This is a genomic window from Bacillus sp. NPDC094106 (assembly GCF_044764345.1).
GTDB lineage: Bacteria > Bacillota > Bacilli > Bacillales > Bacillaceae_G > Bacillus_A.
In genome coordinates this window covers 143,868-161,922 of the sequence record NZ_JBIWHY010000013.1, presented here as the reverse complement: position 1 = coordinate 161,922, position 18,055 = coordinate 143,868, and the positions used below count along the sequence as shown (strand labels likewise).

Below are 18,055 nucleotides of genomic sequence, written 5' to 3'. Positions count from 1 at the left end.
GTTTCGGATGGAGATAATCTTTGCGTCTAGATTAGTAGCGTGAGCTACACTGCAGAAATGCGACTTCCTGTCGCACCATAACGTAACATTATCAGCAGTAACCAAATCCTAGAAAGCCATTCATACCAAGAGTTTGTCAACCTTCCGTTCATTCCGCTGTATGCAGGATTTCATACATCCCTGTCACAACAGCATTTGGCAGTTCAAACCGTTCTCGTAGCCTGCATGAAATCCTGCATATCCTTAGCGTATAAAACCCACGTTTTGTTGGTGAGACCTTAAAAAGAAGCGCGAAACGCACTTCTTTTCTTTGTAATCACTACACATCAAATTTGAGATACATAACTTTTACGCAAAATGAAACAATCTCTATATCAAATTTAATCCCTATGACTGACTTACATAATTATCTTTCCTAAACCACTAAATACAACTGTGTCATCACAACATAGCCGGGAATCGTACAAGCAAGCTGTACATAAAAAGTGAAAATACTCGTTAAATCACTTAAGAAAAATCATAATAATTTGATATTATACTTTTTTGTATTAGGCAAAAAAATGAGGATATAAGAAACAAAGTAAGTCGCAATCTAAATGTATATTGTTAGGCAAAAATGTTTGTATAGACCCACCCACTTATTATTTGGTAATGTATGAAAGGACTTTAAATGCACTGAAATGTATTGTGTTTTTCTAAAGAATATCTTGACAATGGATCGGTAATTTAAACTGGAATCTGCTGATTATATTTTAGATTCTTAACAAAAATACAAAAAAATAAAAACAATAAAGAAAGGAGCATACAGACATGAATGAAAACCGTAAATCATCTTTGTTAGCAGCATGGATCAGTGTAATAAGCAATGTACTTTTAACTTTTATTAAAATTATAGTTGGATTCCTTTTCAAGAGTCAGGTGTTATTAGCTGACGGTATTCATAATGCTGCTGATGTGGTAGCATCTGTAGCATCTTTAGGGTCAATGAAAATTTCAAATCAACCTGCTGATGAGGACCATCCGTATGGTCACGGAAAAGCTGAAGTCATCTCCTCAGGAATTGTAGCTATTATTTTAATTTTCGCAGCTTTATTTATGTCTTATGAATCAATAAAAGCATTGTTTCATCCAGCAACGAAACCCCACATGATTGCTTTTATAGCAGCTATTGTTTCTTTAGTCTGGAAACAAATTTTATATGTATATACAATCCGAATTGGTCGACAAGTAAATAGTAAAGGTCTTATCGCAACCGCTTATGACCATCTCGCTGATGTTTATGCTTCTATTGCGGCTGTAATTGGAATTGGGATCGCTTTACTAAACAATATATATCCAATCCCATATGCAGCTTATGGTGACCCATTAGCTGGAATCATTGTTTCCTTTTTTGTCTTAAAGCTTGCATTCGGTATGGGGAAAGAAGCTGTATATATATTAATGGAAGGTGGTCTTCCTGCTGAAAAACGTGGTGAATATAAGACAATCATTCAAGCACATCCATTTGTGAAAAGAATTGATAGAATACGAGCTCGAGACCATGGTCACTATATTTTGGTTGATGTTAGGATTAGTGTCCCTGCACATTTAAGTATCCAGCAAGGACACGATATTTGTCGAGAAATAAAAACAACGATTATGAAACAGGATTCAGGAGTATATGAGGTACTTATTCACTTAAATCCATGGTATGAAGAAAAATAAGTTCATAAGATTTTTAAATTATAAAAACAAGAAATCAGAAAATGACTTATTAGATTAAATAAATAACGATAGAAATCATCTTGGCAGCAGAAACATATTAGTTTATAGAATTTATTTTTGTATATTATTAAGACAAAAAAGAAAACATCTTATTCGATAAGATGCTTTCTTTTTTATTCTTATTTTAATTTCCCTACTTCGGTTAACACAGTATCTAAATCTTCTGCTGCTTTATTTAAGGTTTGTACGTCAAGCGGTTCAGCCTTTGCACCTGCTTCGATTGTATGAAGCGGTGTTTCTAATTTTTCATATAAATCCGCATTCTTTTCTTTTACTGTATCTTCAAACGTTTGCCATGTTTTCTCTAATTGTTCTGCATCGTCTTTTACTTTAGCAGCATTATTTTCCTGTAATTGAGCTTTCAAATCGCTCACTGTTTGTTTCATGCTAGTTGCCCCATCAGCAATGGAGACTGTTTTTTTCTCAGATGCCTGCTCCGTAGTTTTCGTACTTTCAGCTTTCTTTTCTCCTGTCGTTCCGCAAGCACCCAATGCTAGGGAAGTTGCTACTATAACTGGAAAAATTAGTTTACGAGATTTCATATTGTTTCCTCCTATTATGCCTGTTTTTGTTGTTGTTCTAATTTTGTATCTTTTTTCTTATTCCATATTGCAAGTATTACTGCGACAACAAGAAGAATTACTTGTGGGATTGTACTTTCCCATGATGGATAAATCGCGAAAAAGTCTATAGTTGGGATTGAAAGGTGCGTAGCTGGCAATAATCCAGCAAGTTGCAAGCCATGAATACCCATTCCTGTGAATTTAAAACACAAGTAAAACATAAGAATACTTGAAACTAAGAAAAATGGACGCATCGGAATTTTCAAGCCTACCTTTAAAATTAAATACGATAGGATGATAAGTACAAAGATTCCAATCGCAATGCCGATTAGCAGGCTCGATATCTTAATAGAAGATGCCATACCAATGAAAAATAATACGGTTTCTGTCCCCTCACGAAACACCGCAAGAAATGACAGGATCGCTAATGACCATAGACTTCCCGTATCCAATGCTTTTGTACTTTGGGTACGAATATACCGTTGCCACTCCGCGATACTGGATTTACTATGAAGCCAATAACTCATGTACATCAGCATCACTGCAGCAAATATTCCCGTCCATCCAGCAATGAGAAAGTTATTATTCCCAAATGCCCCTGCGGAGAAGAGCATATTCACAATCACACCAAGAATGATACTTACGCCAAGCCCTGCTCCAACACCAATCCAAATCCATTTGCTCTTTTCTTCATGCCCAGCCTTTTTCAAGAAACCGAGCAACGCTACAACGACCAATAACCCTTCTAATCCTTCTCGTAACAGAATAGTAGTCGCATCTAACATGTTGTAGCTCGTTTTCTCAACAAGCGGCGCTAAGTAATCCCGCATTTCTTCGATTGTTTTTTTAGCCCCTGTTATATCAGGGGAATCGGAAGAAAGCATCGCATACGAAGTAACCATGTCACGCTCAGCATCTCCATATATTTTGGAGGACTGCGTCAGCACTACGCCTTCTACATCCAACCATGAAGAGCGGAATGTCTCAATATCCTTTTTCGCTCCTTCAATATCATGATTGTCAATTTTGGAAAGCGAATCATCTAAAAGAACAATCAAGCTGGCTATATCCGCTTTTTTTGTATTTCCCTCGTCTTTTTGAGTAGATGTAGCAGAAAATTTACCGGCAATAAATTTATCATCTACGTCCTTTAATTTTTGAAGTGCTGTCTCTACTTTTTCTTTATTCGCTGGTTGTTGAGCAAATGCAAATTGCACCTGCCCCATTGCATCTTCAATATCGCGATACGCTTGTGAAGATTGTTTTTTGATTCCCTCCTCAACGGAAAGCCATGTGGACCTAAAAGCTTCATATTGTTTGGAAGCTCCATTTATATCCCCTTCTTGTACAAGCTGAAGCGCTTGTATAACGGATTTATTTGCTTTTCCTAAATCATCTGCCGCTGTTGCAGCAAACCCACGGAATGGAAAACTTATGAAACCTAATAACACAATTAGTAAAAAAGTATGTACTTTCCACCTCATGCTAACCCCTCATTTCTATACATCAACAATTTCCCATTAAATGTAACATAATCAATATTGAAAATCATTATCACTTAATTCACTAACAAAAGTATAGGGCTTTACATTTTGAATGTCAATAAACAATTATTAGTTGTGAGAATTTACCATAAATTAATATGGAATCTCCTCATTGGCAACGTGTATGTAATTTTTCTAGTCACTTTATAAGTATGATGAGCAAAATAAAACATAACCTGCACTCGTTTTCCCTCTTTGTTTTTACTCTTGCATATGGCATGAAAAAGCCCTGACCGCTTCTATGCATGGCCAGATGCTCTCGTCCCCCTAAAAAGAAAGGGGGTTTTAGGTTGATTTTTCAACCTGTATTTATATAGTTACAAATAAAAATAGCTGTAGACGATAAAGAATTACTTGTAAACAAGTTATCTTTCCATCCTACAGCTATTATTTCAAATCCTTATCTTGCACTGAAATTTCATTTTATGCATCGTTCCCTTTTCTTACATTACTATGTTTTCTAGCATATACAAAATAAATCAAAATACCTACCATTATCCAAACACCAAAGCTAATTAACGTTACTTGGGAAAGATTAAAAGCTAAATACATACAACTTATTATTGACACTATAGGTAAAAAGGGAACCAATGGTGCACGAAATGGCCTTGCAATATTCGGCTTTGTTTTTCGCAGTACAATTACCGAAATAGATACAAATATAAAAGCTGTTATCGTTCCCATGTTCACTAAATTCGCTAATAGGTTCAGATCTACAAACCCTGCTAAAATTGCAGCAATCCCCCCTGCAATCCACGTATTAAAGAACGGCGTTTGAAAACGTTTATGCACACTTGAAAGCTTCTTTGGAAGTAATCCATCACGACTCATAGAATAAGATACTCGTACAAAAGCAAACATCGCTACTAACAGAACTGTAGTTAAACCGGCAATCGCTCCTACTGATAGCAAACCAGCAACTTTATCCTCTCCAACAACACGTAGTGCATATGCAACTGGATCAGCTACATTCAGTTCAGTAAATGGTACCATTCCAGTTAAAACAAATGAAACACCAATATACAGAATTGTACAAATACATAGTGATACAAGAAGACCAATTGGAACATTACGTTGCGGGCGCTTAACTTCTTCAGCAGCTGTAGCAACTGCATCAAAACCTAAAAAGGCAAAAAATACAGTAGCCGCTCCTCCAATAACACCGTGAAATCCAAATGGAAGAAATGGCTGCCAATTATCTGGTTTTACATACTGTCCACCTACAATAATAAACCCTAAAATAACAGCAAGTTTAATAATGACCATTATGTTGTTAATACGAGCACTCTCTTTCGTACCACGACTCAATAAAAATGTAACAATTAAAATAATAAAAACTGCTGGTAAATCAATGATTCCACCTTTCCCCATACCCGGTGCAGAGGCAAAAAGAGCAGGGATTTTAATATGAAATCCTAGAAGTAATGATTGGAAATAAGCAGACCACCCAGCGGCTACTGCAGATGTTGCTAATAAATACTCTAACATTACACACCAACCGACTATAAAAGCAAAAATTTCTCCTAATGTGATATACGTATAAGAATATACACTACCAGATACTGGGACAGTAGAGGCAAATTCAGCATAACAAAATGCTACACACGCACAAACAATTGCGGCCAATACAAAAGATAGTACAATTGCAGGCCCAGCATGTTTAGCTGCCACAATACCTGTTAATACAAAAATACCAGTCCCAATAATTGCTCCAATCCCTAAAAGAGTTAAATCGAATGCTCCTAACGTTTGGTTCAATACTTTTTTCTTTTCTTCATTCATTTCTTTTTTCATTAGTAGACTCATTAGTAGAAACCCCGTTTTCAATATAATCCCTTACTATGCACACCCTCTATTCCTTTTTAAAGGGCTTATCATGCTAAAAATCCCCATAATTTCACATAATAAAATACATTTACAATTATTATTTTTCAATAGAGATAAATTTTATTTATCTCTAAACTACATATTTTTAAAAAATACAGAAAATTATAATTATAAATAGAACTTACATATCGGGTATTTTTTCACATGATGCATCATTAAGAAAGAGATTTGAATTTATCATATAATTAATTCAATTGTCAATAATAAGATCACTTGTTTTCAAGTGGATAATTATGTAACATAAAGTATTATTTCACAAACTCAAGTCATCAAATTTCAATTATTCCCAGTTGTATCAGTTGATTTATTTTTCTAATATTAATATTTTATTCATTTTCTCCTATAGAATATATGTGTACTCAACTATTCAATAGCCGGAATTATTTTTGTGAAATAAAAACAATAACCATTTCATCTTATCTTACCTCTATTATTTTCATAATATAAATTTCAAATCACAAATTTACTTTTTATTATTTATTCAAAAAACGAATCATTAAGAAAAACCATGCAGATTTTCATCTGCATGGTTTTTTTAATCTTCCATTTCCGTATTGCTCTTTTCTACCTGCTCATTACGTACTTCTTCCTGCATTTCCATTGAAATCATCGCATGGTAAATCTCCGGATATAATCCAAATATTTGATACACACTTCCTAAAAATGGCACCTGGAACCCCTCTTTTCAAAAATAGTCTTTCCATACTTAAGGGTTCCCTATCTTTCCCCTACACATTCGTTTTTGTATCTTGTTCTTCATCTTGAACATGTAATAAGTGCTGCCATTTTTTATAAGGCGCACTATTTGGATCAACATACCCTTTCGCATGCGAACGGTCCCATAGTTGTTTTACAAACATCTCTTTCTCTTTCTTTGCAACCATATCTGCACCTGTTCCATAATAATTTTGGAAATACAACTCGATTTCATCAAGGAGTAATCGCAATAATTCATCTGATGTTTCTTCTAACGTCGGATCGTATTTTGCCTCCCGATCGTACATTAAAATAATGTCTAAAATATTATGGACGTGCTCTTTTCTAAGCCATCTTACGTCCTGAGCCCCTAATACAAAAGCCTGTGTATACAAATGTCCACCTTGAAGCATTGCTTTTTCCTGTTCTTCTTCAAAACGGGACAAAATATTTTCATAAATAAACGGATTATGAAGCAATGCCCGATGTAACTTATAACTTTCACTTGAAATATTTTTCCCCATGGACTGAATTAAAAAGCTGCGTCCTACACCGTTATATTGATAGACAAACTGACCTTCAACGGCGACGAGACTAATCCACCGGTACATATATGCATAAAGAAGAGCACGATTACATTTATCATAATCTAACTTCGTCTGAGTTGCATTTAAGTCCGGCATAAAAGCTGGTAAGTGCCAATATTTATCTAAATGCGGTGTCAAATTCGATTTTTTGATATTTAATTTATTTACACGGCGATAATAAGACTGAAAATAATCCCCTTTGTCATTCATACATCCATTTGCGATATGTCCAGATGAAAGTTTCGGAAAATCTTGCAGTGACAATCCATAATGAGCACGGTAACAAATGACTTCAAATGGTGAAAATGCTTCATTCACTGTATCCTTTTCTTGGAACATTTCTTGCAGAAGCTCTTCTTGTAATTCTTGTTTTAGTGATGGGTGTACCCCCCAATACTGTAACTCTCTATGATGAGCTACTTTCGGGATAAATGGGCTTGCTAGATGGAAGAGATCTTCAATTTTTTCTCTCACATATTCATTACGATCACGCTTTTTAAAATCAGCTTCTTTTCGCAATGCTTCAATAATATTGAGTTCTAATTTGTCACGATATCGGACTTGGAGCTCGTTATAACAATACGTTAAAATATGCTCCCGATAAAAATCCTCTACCTTCTTCGATTGACTTTCTTCTGCTTGTGCATCGCGGCAATATTCCGCATACAAGCTCATATAAATCTCTGCTGATATATCCTTTGGAAGCACGCCTAAATTTAAATGTTGCTGCATATCTTGCCATATTTTTTCTTGCAACCTTTCATCTGCTAACACATATACATTCGTCGGATTTGTTTTCCCTTCAAATTCTTTGCTGCGTTTTTGAATTTCAAACAGCAAATTTTCACGTGTTTCTTGTAAATTATCAAAGAATCTTTCCCAATGTTGAATCATTTTATTTACTGCCTGATATAGCGATTGATAAACGAGTTCCAGTAACATCTCTTTGCGATATTCACTTAACTTATGCACGTATTGCGTCACGATATCTTCAAATTCTTTTCGGAACATACGCTGCTGATTATAAAACATTTTACCAAACCAACCTTGTTGCTGTGCAAGTTCAACACGTCGCACAGCTGTTACTGTACCATCAATATTACTTACATTAAATTTCTTATCATAGTTTTGAATGAGATTCCGCTTCTGTTCATTGTTCTCATGTAATCGATTCATTTTCTCTACTAATTGCTTTCGAATCTCATACAGCATGAAACGAGCAGCCACTGGATGAACAGCTTCTGTTTTCTTTAAAAACCATGTATTTAGTTGATATGACTGTCCCTCTGATCCACTAGGCGTATAGCGGTCTGATTCTATCATGTCATATAAAAGTGTCGTCACATGCTCATGCACACGGCTCGGTATCGCATATGCATACAACCTGACAGCGTGATCAACTCTTGCTACTTCCCCCTTCATTTGCTCCATCATTTTAAGCTTCGCAGCAGATATTTTGCACTCATGCTGTAACCTGTTTAGCTCTTCATCTTTTTGTACTGTACGCTGTACGTAACTTTCGACCGCTTCTAAAAACAACTTTGATTTCGCAATGCCAACCTTCCCGTCCTCTGCACCTTCACGTGTTTCATTATACATTTGTCTATAGAAAATATGCGCTTGCTCCGGACGAGTAGCAAGATGCTCTAAATCTTCTAAATAACTCTTCCCACGCTCTGGCTTCTCACGTTGCATACCGCGGCGAACGTCTTGTTCATAGCGCTGCTTTTTCTCTTGAAACAATTGATCTAAATGAAGCCATGATTCATCTAATCCTTGCACAGCCCACTTTAAGGCACAATATTTTAAAACATGCTCATATGGATAAATAAGCTTTGCAGTTCCAGCACCGCAGTAGCGTGCTTTTCCGTTCGATTCCGCCAACTGCTGAATTTGATTATCCTCTTGTGCAAAATGACTTATAGACATCGGACTAAATAACTGTAAATAAATCGTATTTGTCATTTGTTCCATGTAATCCGTTAGATTGTGTAAATGATGACCATGTAAATTTTCATAATCATATAAAAAACAATAATTATACGGTAAATGGTGTGGTTTAATTGTATGATTCGTTCTTCCGTCTTCATCCACTTGATCCGGGCGATACTCTAATTCAATTGTGACACCGCCACGCTTTGATAATTCACCTGTAGAGCCAAGTGTAATCGCATGTAGCTCCTTTAATGACGCATAACCATTTGCCTGAACAGTTTCAAATTCTTTCGCACTAATGGTACGCGTCTTAACAAGTGCATCTGGCATTAAAAAAGCACCGCGAATTAAAATGTTATGATGTTGCAATTTCTTGCGAAGCATTTCACGTAGGTACAACGCAATTTGTAAGAACATACCCGAACCAGTGCCACCAGCTAATGATGTAACGATAATAACACGAACACCATACTCTGTTTGATCACTCGTGACAGGAAAAATCTTTTCAATTTCTTGCCAAAAAGCAGTTAATTTATCCTCTTTCATCGCTGCTCGTAAAGCAAGGCGTGAAATCACACGAAGTTGGCCAGCTCCTTCTGTTAACGGCTTATCTAGAATAGTAGGATCCATCGGAAACCATTCTGGAATCGTTGGATCTTCCGTAATATATTCTCGAGGCGTTTTACTAGAACTGGTTTGTGTCTTGAACTTACGAATATGTTCAAACTTACTTAGCGTATTCACATCTGTATCAAATACATGCATCGCTACCTTTTTGCGTCGTTCCTTTGGCAGCTTTTCATATATTTGATGGGTAACAGTACTTCCGATTCCACCTAAACCAATTAAAATTGTTGGAACTTGTAATGTCATGTGAACCACCTTCCTATTCGTGCGTGTTCAAAAAGAAGCGAAAGAGAGCCGAGCAGTTCGAGACACAGAAGCCAGGAGAATACGGAGTGTAGCTAATGCTACATGGATACCATACTTGGCGACGCAGGCGAAGAAGTGCGACAGCTATCTTTACCGGACTTTTTGAACTTCCTCTAACAATTTGTGTTCAAAAAGGAGGAGAAAGAGAGCCGAGCAGTTCGAGGCACGGAAGCCAGGAGGATACGGAGTGTAGCTGACACTACATGAGTACCGGACTGGCGACGTAACGAAGAAATGCGACAGCTATCTTTACCGGACTTTTTGAACTTCCTCTTATTCACATTCATATCGGTAGATTTCCTTCCCATACCCTCGATCAATCAATAAGATTTCGTTCGGATATAACGTCTTATGCTCATTTCCAACCTCTTCCTCTGTTATAAACATACCGTCAATAATCATACCGATCACTTGTGATTCCTTTGCTACAAATATAGATTTTGATCTTTTTTTCGCTATAAATGTTACGGATTGCACTGTCTTTCGTTCTGCACGAAATGGAATACCAAAATAATGTTTCCACCATTTGTTTCTTAAGAGTTCTGGTTCAGATTGGTAAAGCCAATCTTTCGCCACCTCTTGATCCCATTCGTAATACAGCATTGCTTTTCGATGAAATCTTGGCCGGACAATCCACCCTAAAATAAGAATTCCCACTAATAGAAGTAGTAAAGTTACTGGAATTACAAATTTTAAAATTAACGCGTAACGTTCCCAAAATGGTGCGTTTTGAATATGAAGCGAAATCGTTGTCTTTACTTCTTGTAACTTTGAATCGTTTATACTGATGGTAGCTTCTATGGTGCCGGTATCTGTAAAATTAAATGTGTCGGAGTAGTAAGGACGAGGATAAACATAAATTTGGTTACCATGTTGCTGTAATTCATAGTTGATCGATTGATGAGATGTGACACCAGTAGATTGCAGCAGTCTTTTTACCTCTGCTTCTTTCATCTGTTCACCATTCAATAGTGGCTGCAGGACAAACGGTTTACTATTGTCTAAATTCGTCACCTTTTCTTCATAGTCTTTTGTGATGGTTTGTAAAGATAACTTTAGTTTGGGTAACGATTCAATTCGGAATTCTTTTGTTTGCCTATAAAATCCTTTTATATTCATATGAACTTTTCCACGTACTGGTTGTTTTCCAACTTGTGTTTCGTAGTAGAATACGTTTCTTTTATCATCCCATTTCATCGGATACAACTTTCCACCCAATTCTATTTCTGCTTGAAAATAGGAAGATTGAATTGCTAATTCAGTAGGTTTCGCTTCAATAATCGCAGTCGTTCCTTCGTACATTTTCTCAATATTTTTTTTACCTTTATCTTCTTTATCATAAATAGAAACGCTATAATCAAGTACTGGTTCAACAAGTACTTTTAATCCTTCTTTTCCAATATCTCTATCCAGCTCTACCGTATACGTCCCAGGCTTAATTATCTCCTCGTTTGTAGCGCTGATATGTGTAATACCACCATATAAATTAGACTCTCCTGGTGCATGAATAGAAAAAGAAGATTGTAACGCTAATGGTTTAGAAAGTTGTTCTATTCGATATTGCGATGCAGTAGAGGATTGTTGGACGAGCGTCATTCGTTTTAACGGAAATGGTGTGGTAATCTCTACTTTGTTGCCTGCTATATTCGTTTTCACAATAGATTCAACAGAAGAAAATGGATCTCGATTCGCAACTAAGGCTGCAGCTTGATTTACACTTTGAATGACTCCATCCTCTCCACTCGATGGCATGACGATCCCATTTATTTCTTGCTTCCAAATTTCTTTAAATGTATTCATCTGTAGCTGCTCTTGCTGTCCTAAATTTTCCTCCATTGTTATTAAAACTGGATGCAATGATATTTTTTTCGCTTCCATTTCTTTTTTAAATTGTTCTAGTTTCTGCGTAATTTGTTCTTTTCCACCATTCTTTTCTTTTTCTAATTCGTTAAATGCCCCGTCAGTTAATACAATAAGCCAAAATTCACGTTTTCCATTTATGTCCGCTTCCTTTTTAATAGATTGCATCGCTGTTTCCACAGCGCTAAACGGCGTATTTAAATAGTTTTTCCACGCCCCGATTTGATTGATTTCTGTTTGCCTTTTTTCATTTGTTAGCGCAATATTTAGCGCCTCTGTTGGCCGACTCATTGGAACATATGAAAATTTATCTTTTTCATCTAATAAGGCAACTAAACTTTGCAAAGCATAATTGGCATACTTCCAGCGATCGTTATTTCTCATGCTGCCTGAATCATCATATACAAGTGAAACGACCCTTTCTTTTGCCTCCTCTCCTTTTGCAAAAGTAAAAAAAGGATTTAAACACAATAATAGAAACAAAATGAATGTGGCACAGATTCGAATCTTCATGATGAGGCTTCGCCACCTTTGTAGACAAATTCCTATGTTTAAATTTATGAAAAGAAACAAAATATATGACTTGTATTTCCGGACAAATAGATCATCATAATTTCATTATGTAAATAAAATGATAGAAATAACGTGAAACCATTTTCTCAAGTAATGAGAAATCAACCGGACTATCCCACTGGATACGTACCAACCGCTTGATTACATAATTATATCAAATGACCGATTACCCACATACAATAAGCTCCATTTTGAAACAGCTCATTTGCTTTGACTTCCAACATAGTTTTTTCAGCTCCAAGGCCACCAAGGGGATTAAGCATTGTATTCAAAATGTTTCACATACTCCAATAACGTTTGGTATTGCTGATCAAGGGCATATTCATCTGTTCCAATTGGGGATTTAAAGAAGTGTGATAGGTATTCCATTATTCCTGCCTTCCCCTTCTGAAGTGCATGATCCATAAACTAGGAATCCTGTCTCCTCCTTCTTTTCAAATATATGTGGCATTACAACGCTTATTCGTTCAAAGAGATTTTACACAACTGTTAAGGCAATGCCCGACACAATCTATCCATGAGTATTCTACAAAGCTCCGCGAAGATCCAGCAGTAAAGAAAACTCAATATAAATATTATTGCAATAACCTTTGAATCCATAGTTGTATCAACAGTAGGGCCTAGCACTGGAAAACGGAATACATACAGAATCATCATAATACCCGTAAGTAGACAGATTGATGAAAAGGAAACAACCACAATTCTCCTCTTCAATTGTAAAAAGGCCACACCCATCACTATACCTAATAAACCTGTTGTAAAAGGAAAGATAATTAGTTCACTCGGTTGAATAATAAATAAAAGGAAAATCGTAAGGGTATAAGAGAGGATTCCCTGGCGGATAGAAAAGCAAGTAGCTAAAAAAATTGGTAATGTCGCTAGAAAACTAATCAGAAAACCTATACCAGGCATAAAGCCTCCCGCTGATTGAAACATAGTGGCAAATGTACTCAATATGGCTGTAATAACTAACTTGGTTGCAAGGGCCATCTTTCTTACATGAACATAGTTTGTATCTGTCTCTATCATCGATTGATACCAATAACAAACAAACCGATTGATGAAAACACCCCCAAAAAATATTCAATTCGTCACTTTCTATCCTATTCATTCCCTTGCGCTTTATGCGGTATTGCCTGTTAGTAATCAATTGGAATGAGAATGGCATTTTTTTATACTTGGGTACAGTGAATATTCTTGAGTTAATGAGCATGTATGGTCCCCCTATTACACTACCTCTAAAGATGTATAGAATTTTAATACTTTTAGTGGATTTAATATTGTTTTTACATTGATATATTTAATATTCAAGAACAGAGAGTAAGGGGGAAAAACAGATGATTAAAGGATTGTATGAAGCACACTTACCAGTTAGTAATTTGCAAAATTCAATTGAATTTTACCGGAAATTAGGATTAAAACTTGCTTGGTGTGATGAAAACACAGCTTTCTTTTGGATTAAAAAAGGTAAAATTTGGTTATAAATCATGGAACAATTTCAAAAACAGTACCTTGGTTAAAATCAGTCACTTTCATAGAGCCATAAACCCCTAAATATAATTTGGTTTGATCCAAATTCGTTCCCAAATTAACATAATAAGCTGATTGAGACCCAAAATTATAATCGGTTTCAATAACACTAAAATCATTTAGTTTACAATCTGTACTTACCCTAGTATAAGCTAAAACCCCTCTAATCGGAGGGCGAGATTCTTCATACTGGGCAAGATCAGTAAACACAATGCTTCCCGTTAAATTTGGGATTCCATTCCCCATATATGGCTGGACTCCTGTAAGTGCAGTTCCTCCAAATTTATCGAGTCGGGGATCTTTATGAAAATAACTAGTTAAAGGCTGAAGACGCCTCACTGAGGTTTTTACTGCTTCATTGTAATAAGCAATTGTTTTCTCATTCAAAGTCGGATTTGCAGAGCAGCCTCTTATAAAGGAAGTAGGAAAAGCACCTTCCCATCCTCGCCAGCCAAAGTTAATAAATCCTTCTTGGTCAGGTTTAGATTCCATTAAAGAAGCTTGAATAAGCTGAGTAACCGGTATTGGTTTATAATGAACGAATGAAAAAATCGACTCTACCAAATCTTGTCCGACATTTCCCGTATATTTGATATACTGATTATAAAACCTTTGAAATGAAATGCCTGGTATATTGCGAACCCCTTTGGCAATTACCGTAAGCGTTTCCTGAATAGGTGCGGGAAGTTCATTAAAACGTGTGACTACAGGGGGATTATAGATAAATGTATTCTTAACTACATCAATTTCAATTATTTTACCAGCTATCTCCATATTATCCTGACTTAAATTGAATGGATCATAGCCTGATCCACCATCTCCAGTTGTTAAAACAAGTTTTCCGGTTTCAGGTGAAAAGTTTAAGCTATTGACACCATTATGATTAAAAAATGGTCTTCTTATGTTAAGTAATGTCCGTCGTTTTTGAGGTTGACCATTCGATTGTAAAATCCATTCTTCAACTGTATCAATATGATCATACCCCGTTTCTCTATTTATCCACCTTAGGTTTAAAGTTTTGGGATCACATGGGTTAGGCTTAAAAGGTTCAGAAAGAGCACCTGGACCTTGTGTTCCAGCTACTGAATAATGAAGATAAAACAGACCGTTATAATAAAATTCTGGATGAAACGCTAGCCCTAGCAATCCTCGTTCATCATATCCACTACCAGAAACGCCTAGTTCAGAATTACCTAGTTTTATGATTCGCGGGCGAATATCTAAAAAAGTCTTTATAACTCCGTTTCCTATGTAAAAGATCTCTCCTACCTGGGTTGCAATAAATAATCTTTCAATTGAGTCACCCGGAAGTATAGTTGTTTTCAAAACGGTGGGTAAATTTATCTTACTTACAATGGGTCGTAAACTAACCTTAACTTTTATCAACTAACTTTACACCCCTTTTTATTGTTTTCTATCATAAGAATATGATTAGAACTGTTCTATTAGTATCAAATTAGGGGCAGGGAATTTACTTAATAATATTGTGAATGAATCACTTAAAGTAACAGGGGCTTATCTTCAATAAGATCTTTCATAATCGGGTGCTTTCATTGAGCAAGGATCACAAAAATTATCAAACTTTTTTATAAAAGGATGATTCAATTGAATATAAAAAAAGCGTGTTTTGATCAATTTTTTTCAAAACACGCTTTTTCTATATGCCCTTTTATCAATGGTACCCTTTAAAGATCAGATACATCTTTCAGGAACATTTTTGTTATTTCGGGCTATTTCTGGCTGCGCTGCATTTCTTGCTTCTCCATATAACTGCGCATCTGTCGCATATATTTAGGTGCGTCCAGCGGATTCCCGGCGATCATTTCAATGATACAGAGTCTTTCGGCACTTTCCTTTTCAGCTTGGATTATAGCCTGATCAAGCTCCCCATAGGTCCGAACCGTAACGGTAAACGCGTTGCCTCCAAAAGCTTCGGCCAGCCTAGTGTAAGACCATCGAGGGATTTGGTTGTACTTTTGATCCTCTGTTTTGACATTCAAATATTTCTCGATCGTATAACCATCGTTATTCAAGACGAAGATTATGGGCTTGCAGCCGTAATAGAGCATGGAGCTGATTTCCTGGGCTGTTAGTTGCAGGGCGCCGTCACCTGTAAACAGCAACACTCGGCGTTCCGGCGCAGCCATAATAGCACCGAACGCCGAGGGGGTTGCGTAACCGATAGACTGCCATCCGCCTTGCCCAATATATGTTACATTGCTCGGCAATCTCACCTCCGCCATTCCATTATAGAACGTTCCGGTCTCGGCGATCACAATATCGCCCTCTTTCAGCATGCGCTGAAAACGTGGATAATAGCCGTCCGCCATTAGAGGCTCGTCGGCACTAGTTGTGAATTGATCGTAAGGGAATGACAATTTTTCCGCCAAACCTTGGCCCATGTAACTCACCTTCTGCACGGCAAGCAGCATGTCGGCTGCAAGAACATTCGGATATTCCGCCTCAGCGATCTTGACCATGTTCGGTTGAATATTGACAGTCACCAGCGGGTTCAGCTTTGCGGTAAAATTTGCGGTGTTGGTATCCGCCCATACCATGCCGATCGCAATGATACAATCTGCATTTTCCACCGTACTTTGGACTTCAGAATCCCCGAAAGAGCCTAGGTACACTCCGATATAATTTGGATGGGTTTCGTCGAATGCCCCCTTCCCGTACATCATCGTTACAACAGGCACGTTCATGGCGTCGGCCAGCTGCCGAGCTGCTGTCTGAAGGCCGAAACGCATTGTTTTCACATCCACCAGGATAACCGGTCTGCGGGCACGTTCCAGCAGCCGATGAACATGATCCACCGCAGCCTGAAGGGTTTTCAGGTTAGACGTTGAACGTGGCGGTACCGGCTCTTGCCGGACCTCGATCGGCTTGGTCACTAAATCATCGGCCACAACCAGGTATACCGGCTTTTTCTTTTCCTTAGCAATGCGAATCGCAGCCGGAATTTCAATCTTGGCGTTTTCCGGCGTAAGCACCGCGGTATAAGCCGTAATCTGCTCATACACCTTGCGGAAGACATCAAAATTCCCATCCATTAGGGTGTGGTGCATCAGCTTGTGCTCTTTTTGATCCTTCTCAGGAGGTGCACCCACAATGTGAATGATTGGCACATGCTCGCTGTTGGCTCCCGCTATCGCATTACAGGCGCTGAGCTCCCCGACCCCGAAGGTTGTAATAAGTGCGGACATTCCTTTGATTCTTGCGTAGCCATCCGCGGCATAACCCGAATTTAGTTCGTTCCGTCCTTTTATAAACCGGATGCCGTTATACCGCTCCAAAGTATCAAGAAGTGTAAAATTATAGTCCCCTGCGACGCCGAAGATTTCAGTAATGCCCTCCAGCTTCAGGCAATCGAACAAATACTGGCCAACCGTTTTTTGAGCCGTCCCGCTTTGCGAATCAAAGCTGCCCGCAGTCATCATGTTATCCATCGCTCGTTCACTCCTTATCCATTTCTTGGGCTTTTTCTGCTTTATAGTACTCTTCTTGATAATTCCCTTTCATTAAACAGGTTATCCGTCGTGCCGAGCTAAAGTAAGGCGTTGACGAAATGATACTATAATAAGGTATTAAACATAGTTTTAGGGAAGTATTTAACACTAGCACAAATGTGTTATGAAAGAGTAACCGATGCAAAAAAATGTTGAAATTAGGGATGTATTTCTTATAACAAAAAAATGGTCATCACAGGGAAAGAACACACTCCGAATTATTTACTTTAAAATTTAAAAAACACGCTTATAGCGTGCCTTTCATCGTTTTACATATACTTCGACAATCGGGTTATCTTTATGATCCGCATGTAAACGGATATTTTCTTCGCCCGTCTGATAAATATTTGCTAATAACATAACAGTTAACAAATTAGGAGTTTTTCCATCACTTCCAAATTTCCGTTCAAATGCTTCTTTATATTCAAACTCCAAATCTCCTTGTATATATGTATACACTTCAAATCCATCCTTTAAGTTACAAACAACTTGATCAATAATGTCTGCCCCTACTTGCCTTTTCATTTCATCCCGAAGTGCTGCTATAAATTTCTCCCAAGAAACTTCATACGTTTGAAATTGATCTGTAGATTCCATCTTATTCACTCCTTGGTACTAATCTTCTATATATATTTCCCCTTTTCTCTAACAATTATGAAACATAGGTCATTCGT

11 protein-coding genes and 1 pseudogene are annotated in these 18,055 nt (G+C 37.2%); 2 read left to right on the top strand and 10 right to left on the bottom strand.

Annotation, left to right across the window (positions count from 1 at the left end; all coding sequences use genetic code 11):
* The first annotated feature begins 810 nt into the window (after positions 1-810).
* Positions 811-1,704 (top strand): cation diffusion facilitator family transporter, encoded by an 894-nt coding sequence (locus ACIQ7L_RS19315; RefSeq protein ID WP_400571051.1) that lies wholly within the window; start codon positions 811-813, stop codon positions 1,702-1,704.
* A gap of 179 nt (positions 1,705-1,883) precedes the next feature.
* Here the strand turns inward: ACIQ7L_RS19315 and ACIQ7L_RS19310 are convergent, their stop codons facing one another.
* From ACIQ7L_RS19310 to ACIQ7L_RS19280, 7 genes are all read right to left on the bottom strand, one after another.
* On the bottom strand, positions 1,884-2,306 hold the full coding sequence (locus ACIQ7L_RS19310) for a hypothetical protein (RefSeq protein WP_400571050.1): 423 nt from the start codon (positions 2,304-2,306) through the stop codon (positions 1,884-1,886).
* A 14-nt stretch (positions 2,307-2,320) separates the two neighbouring features.
* Positions 2,321-3,811 (bottom strand): FTR1 family iron permease, encoded by a 1,491-nt coding sequence (locus ACIQ7L_RS19305; protein WP_400571049.1) that lies wholly within the window; start codon positions 3,809-3,811, stop codon positions 2,321-2,323.
* 483 nt (positions 3,812-4,294) lie between these two features.
* Positions 4,295-5,677: an amino acid permease gene (locus ACIQ7L_RS19300; protein ID WP_400571048.1), complete on the bottom strand. Its 1,383-nt coding sequence runs from the start codon at positions 5,675-5,677 to the stop codon at positions 4,295-4,297.
* 616 nt (positions 5,678-6,293) lie between these two features.
* The gene (locus ACIQ7L_RS19295; RefSeq protein ID WP_400571047.1) at positions 6,294-6,428 is read right to left on the bottom strand and encodes a phosphonate ABC transporter permease; all 135 of its coding nucleotides are present in this window, start codon (positions 6,426-6,428) and stop codon (positions 6,294-6,296) included.
* Between the two features lie 58 nt (positions 6,429-6,486).
* A complete protein-coding gene (locus ACIQ7L_RS19290; RefSeq protein WP_400571046.1) occupies positions 6,487-9,849 on the bottom strand; it encodes a tubulin-like doman-containing protein in 3,363 nt (1,120 codons plus the stop codon).
* A 333-nt stretch (positions 9,850-10,182) separates the two neighbouring features.
* On the bottom strand, positions 10,183-12,282 hold the full coding sequence (locus ACIQ7L_RS19285) for a vWA domain-containing protein (RefSeq protein ID WP_400571045.1): 2,100 nt from the start codon (positions 12,280-12,282) through the stop codon (positions 10,183-10,185).
* 549 nt (positions 12,283-12,831) lie between these two features.
* Positions 12,832-13,404 carry a YybS family protein gene (locus ACIQ7L_RS19280; RefSeq protein WP_400571058.1) on the bottom strand — a complete coding sequence of 191 codons (573 nt, stop codon included), beginning with the start codon at positions 13,402-13,404 and terminating at the stop codon, positions 12,832-12,834.
* Positions 13,405-13,679: 275 nt separating this feature from the next.
* Here ACIQ7L_RS19280 and ACIQ7L_RS19275 point away from each other — a divergent pair.
* A pseudogene (locus ACIQ7L_RS19275) lies at positions 13,680-13,823 on the top strand (VOC family protein); the annotation flags it as partial.
* Between the two features lie 4 nt (positions 13,824-13,827).
* Here the strand turns inward: ACIQ7L_RS19275 and ACIQ7L_RS19270 are convergent.
* From ACIQ7L_RS19270 to ACIQ7L_RS19260, 3 genes are all read right to left on the bottom strand, one after another.
* Positions 13,828-15,258, bottom strand: coding sequence for a PQQ-dependent sugar dehydrogenase (locus tag ACIQ7L_RS19270; RefSeq protein WP_400571044.1), 1,431 nt, complete (start codon positions 15,256-15,258; stop codon positions 13,828-13,830).
* Positions 15,259-15,602: 344 nt separating this feature from the next.
* The gene (locus ACIQ7L_RS19265) at positions 15,603-17,321 is read right to left on the bottom strand and encodes an alpha-keto acid decarboxylase family protein (protein WP_400571043.1); all 1,719 of its coding nucleotides are present in this window, start codon (positions 17,319-17,321) and stop codon (positions 15,603-15,605) included.
* A gap of 321 nt (positions 17,322-17,642) precedes the next feature.
* The gene (locus ACIQ7L_RS19260; protein WP_335361131.1) at positions 17,643-17,978 is read right to left on the bottom strand and encodes a hypothetical protein; all 336 of its coding nucleotides are present in this window, start codon (positions 17,976-17,978) and stop codon (positions 17,643-17,645) included.
* Positions 17,979-18,055: the final 77 nt, after the last annotated feature.

Coding starts and splice junctions, on each gene's coding strand:
- ACIQ7L_RS19315 (WP_400571051.1), top strand. CDS start 811: ATGAATGAAAACCGTAAATCATCTTTGTTAGCAGCATGGATCAGTGTA.
- ACIQ7L_RS19310 (WP_400571050.1), bottom strand. CDS start 2,306: ATGAAATCTCGTAAACTAATTTTTCCAGTTATAGTAGCAACTTCCCTA.
- ACIQ7L_RS19305 (WP_400571049.1), bottom strand. CDS start 3,811: ATGAGGTGGAAAGTACATACTTTTTTACTAATTGTGTTATTAGGTTTC.
- ACIQ7L_RS19300 (WP_400571048.1), bottom strand. CDS start 5,677: ATGAGTCTACTAATGAAAAAAGAAATGAATGAAGAAAAGAAAAAAGTA.
- ACIQ7L_RS19290 (WP_400571046.1), bottom strand. CDS start 9,849: ATGACATTACAAGTTCCAACAATTTTAATTGGTTTAGGTGGAATCGGA.
- ACIQ7L_RS19285 (WP_400571045.1), bottom strand. CDS start 12,282: ATGAAGATTCGAATCTGTGCCACATTCATTTTGTTTCTATTATTGTGT.
- ACIQ7L_RS19265 (WP_400571043.1), bottom strand. CDS start 17,321: ATGGATAACATGATGACTGCGGGCAGCTTTGATTCGCAAAGCGGGACG.
- ACIQ7L_RS19260 (WP_335361131.1), bottom strand. CDS start 17,978: ATGGAATCTACAGATCAATTTCAAACGTATGAAGTTTCTTGGGAGAAA.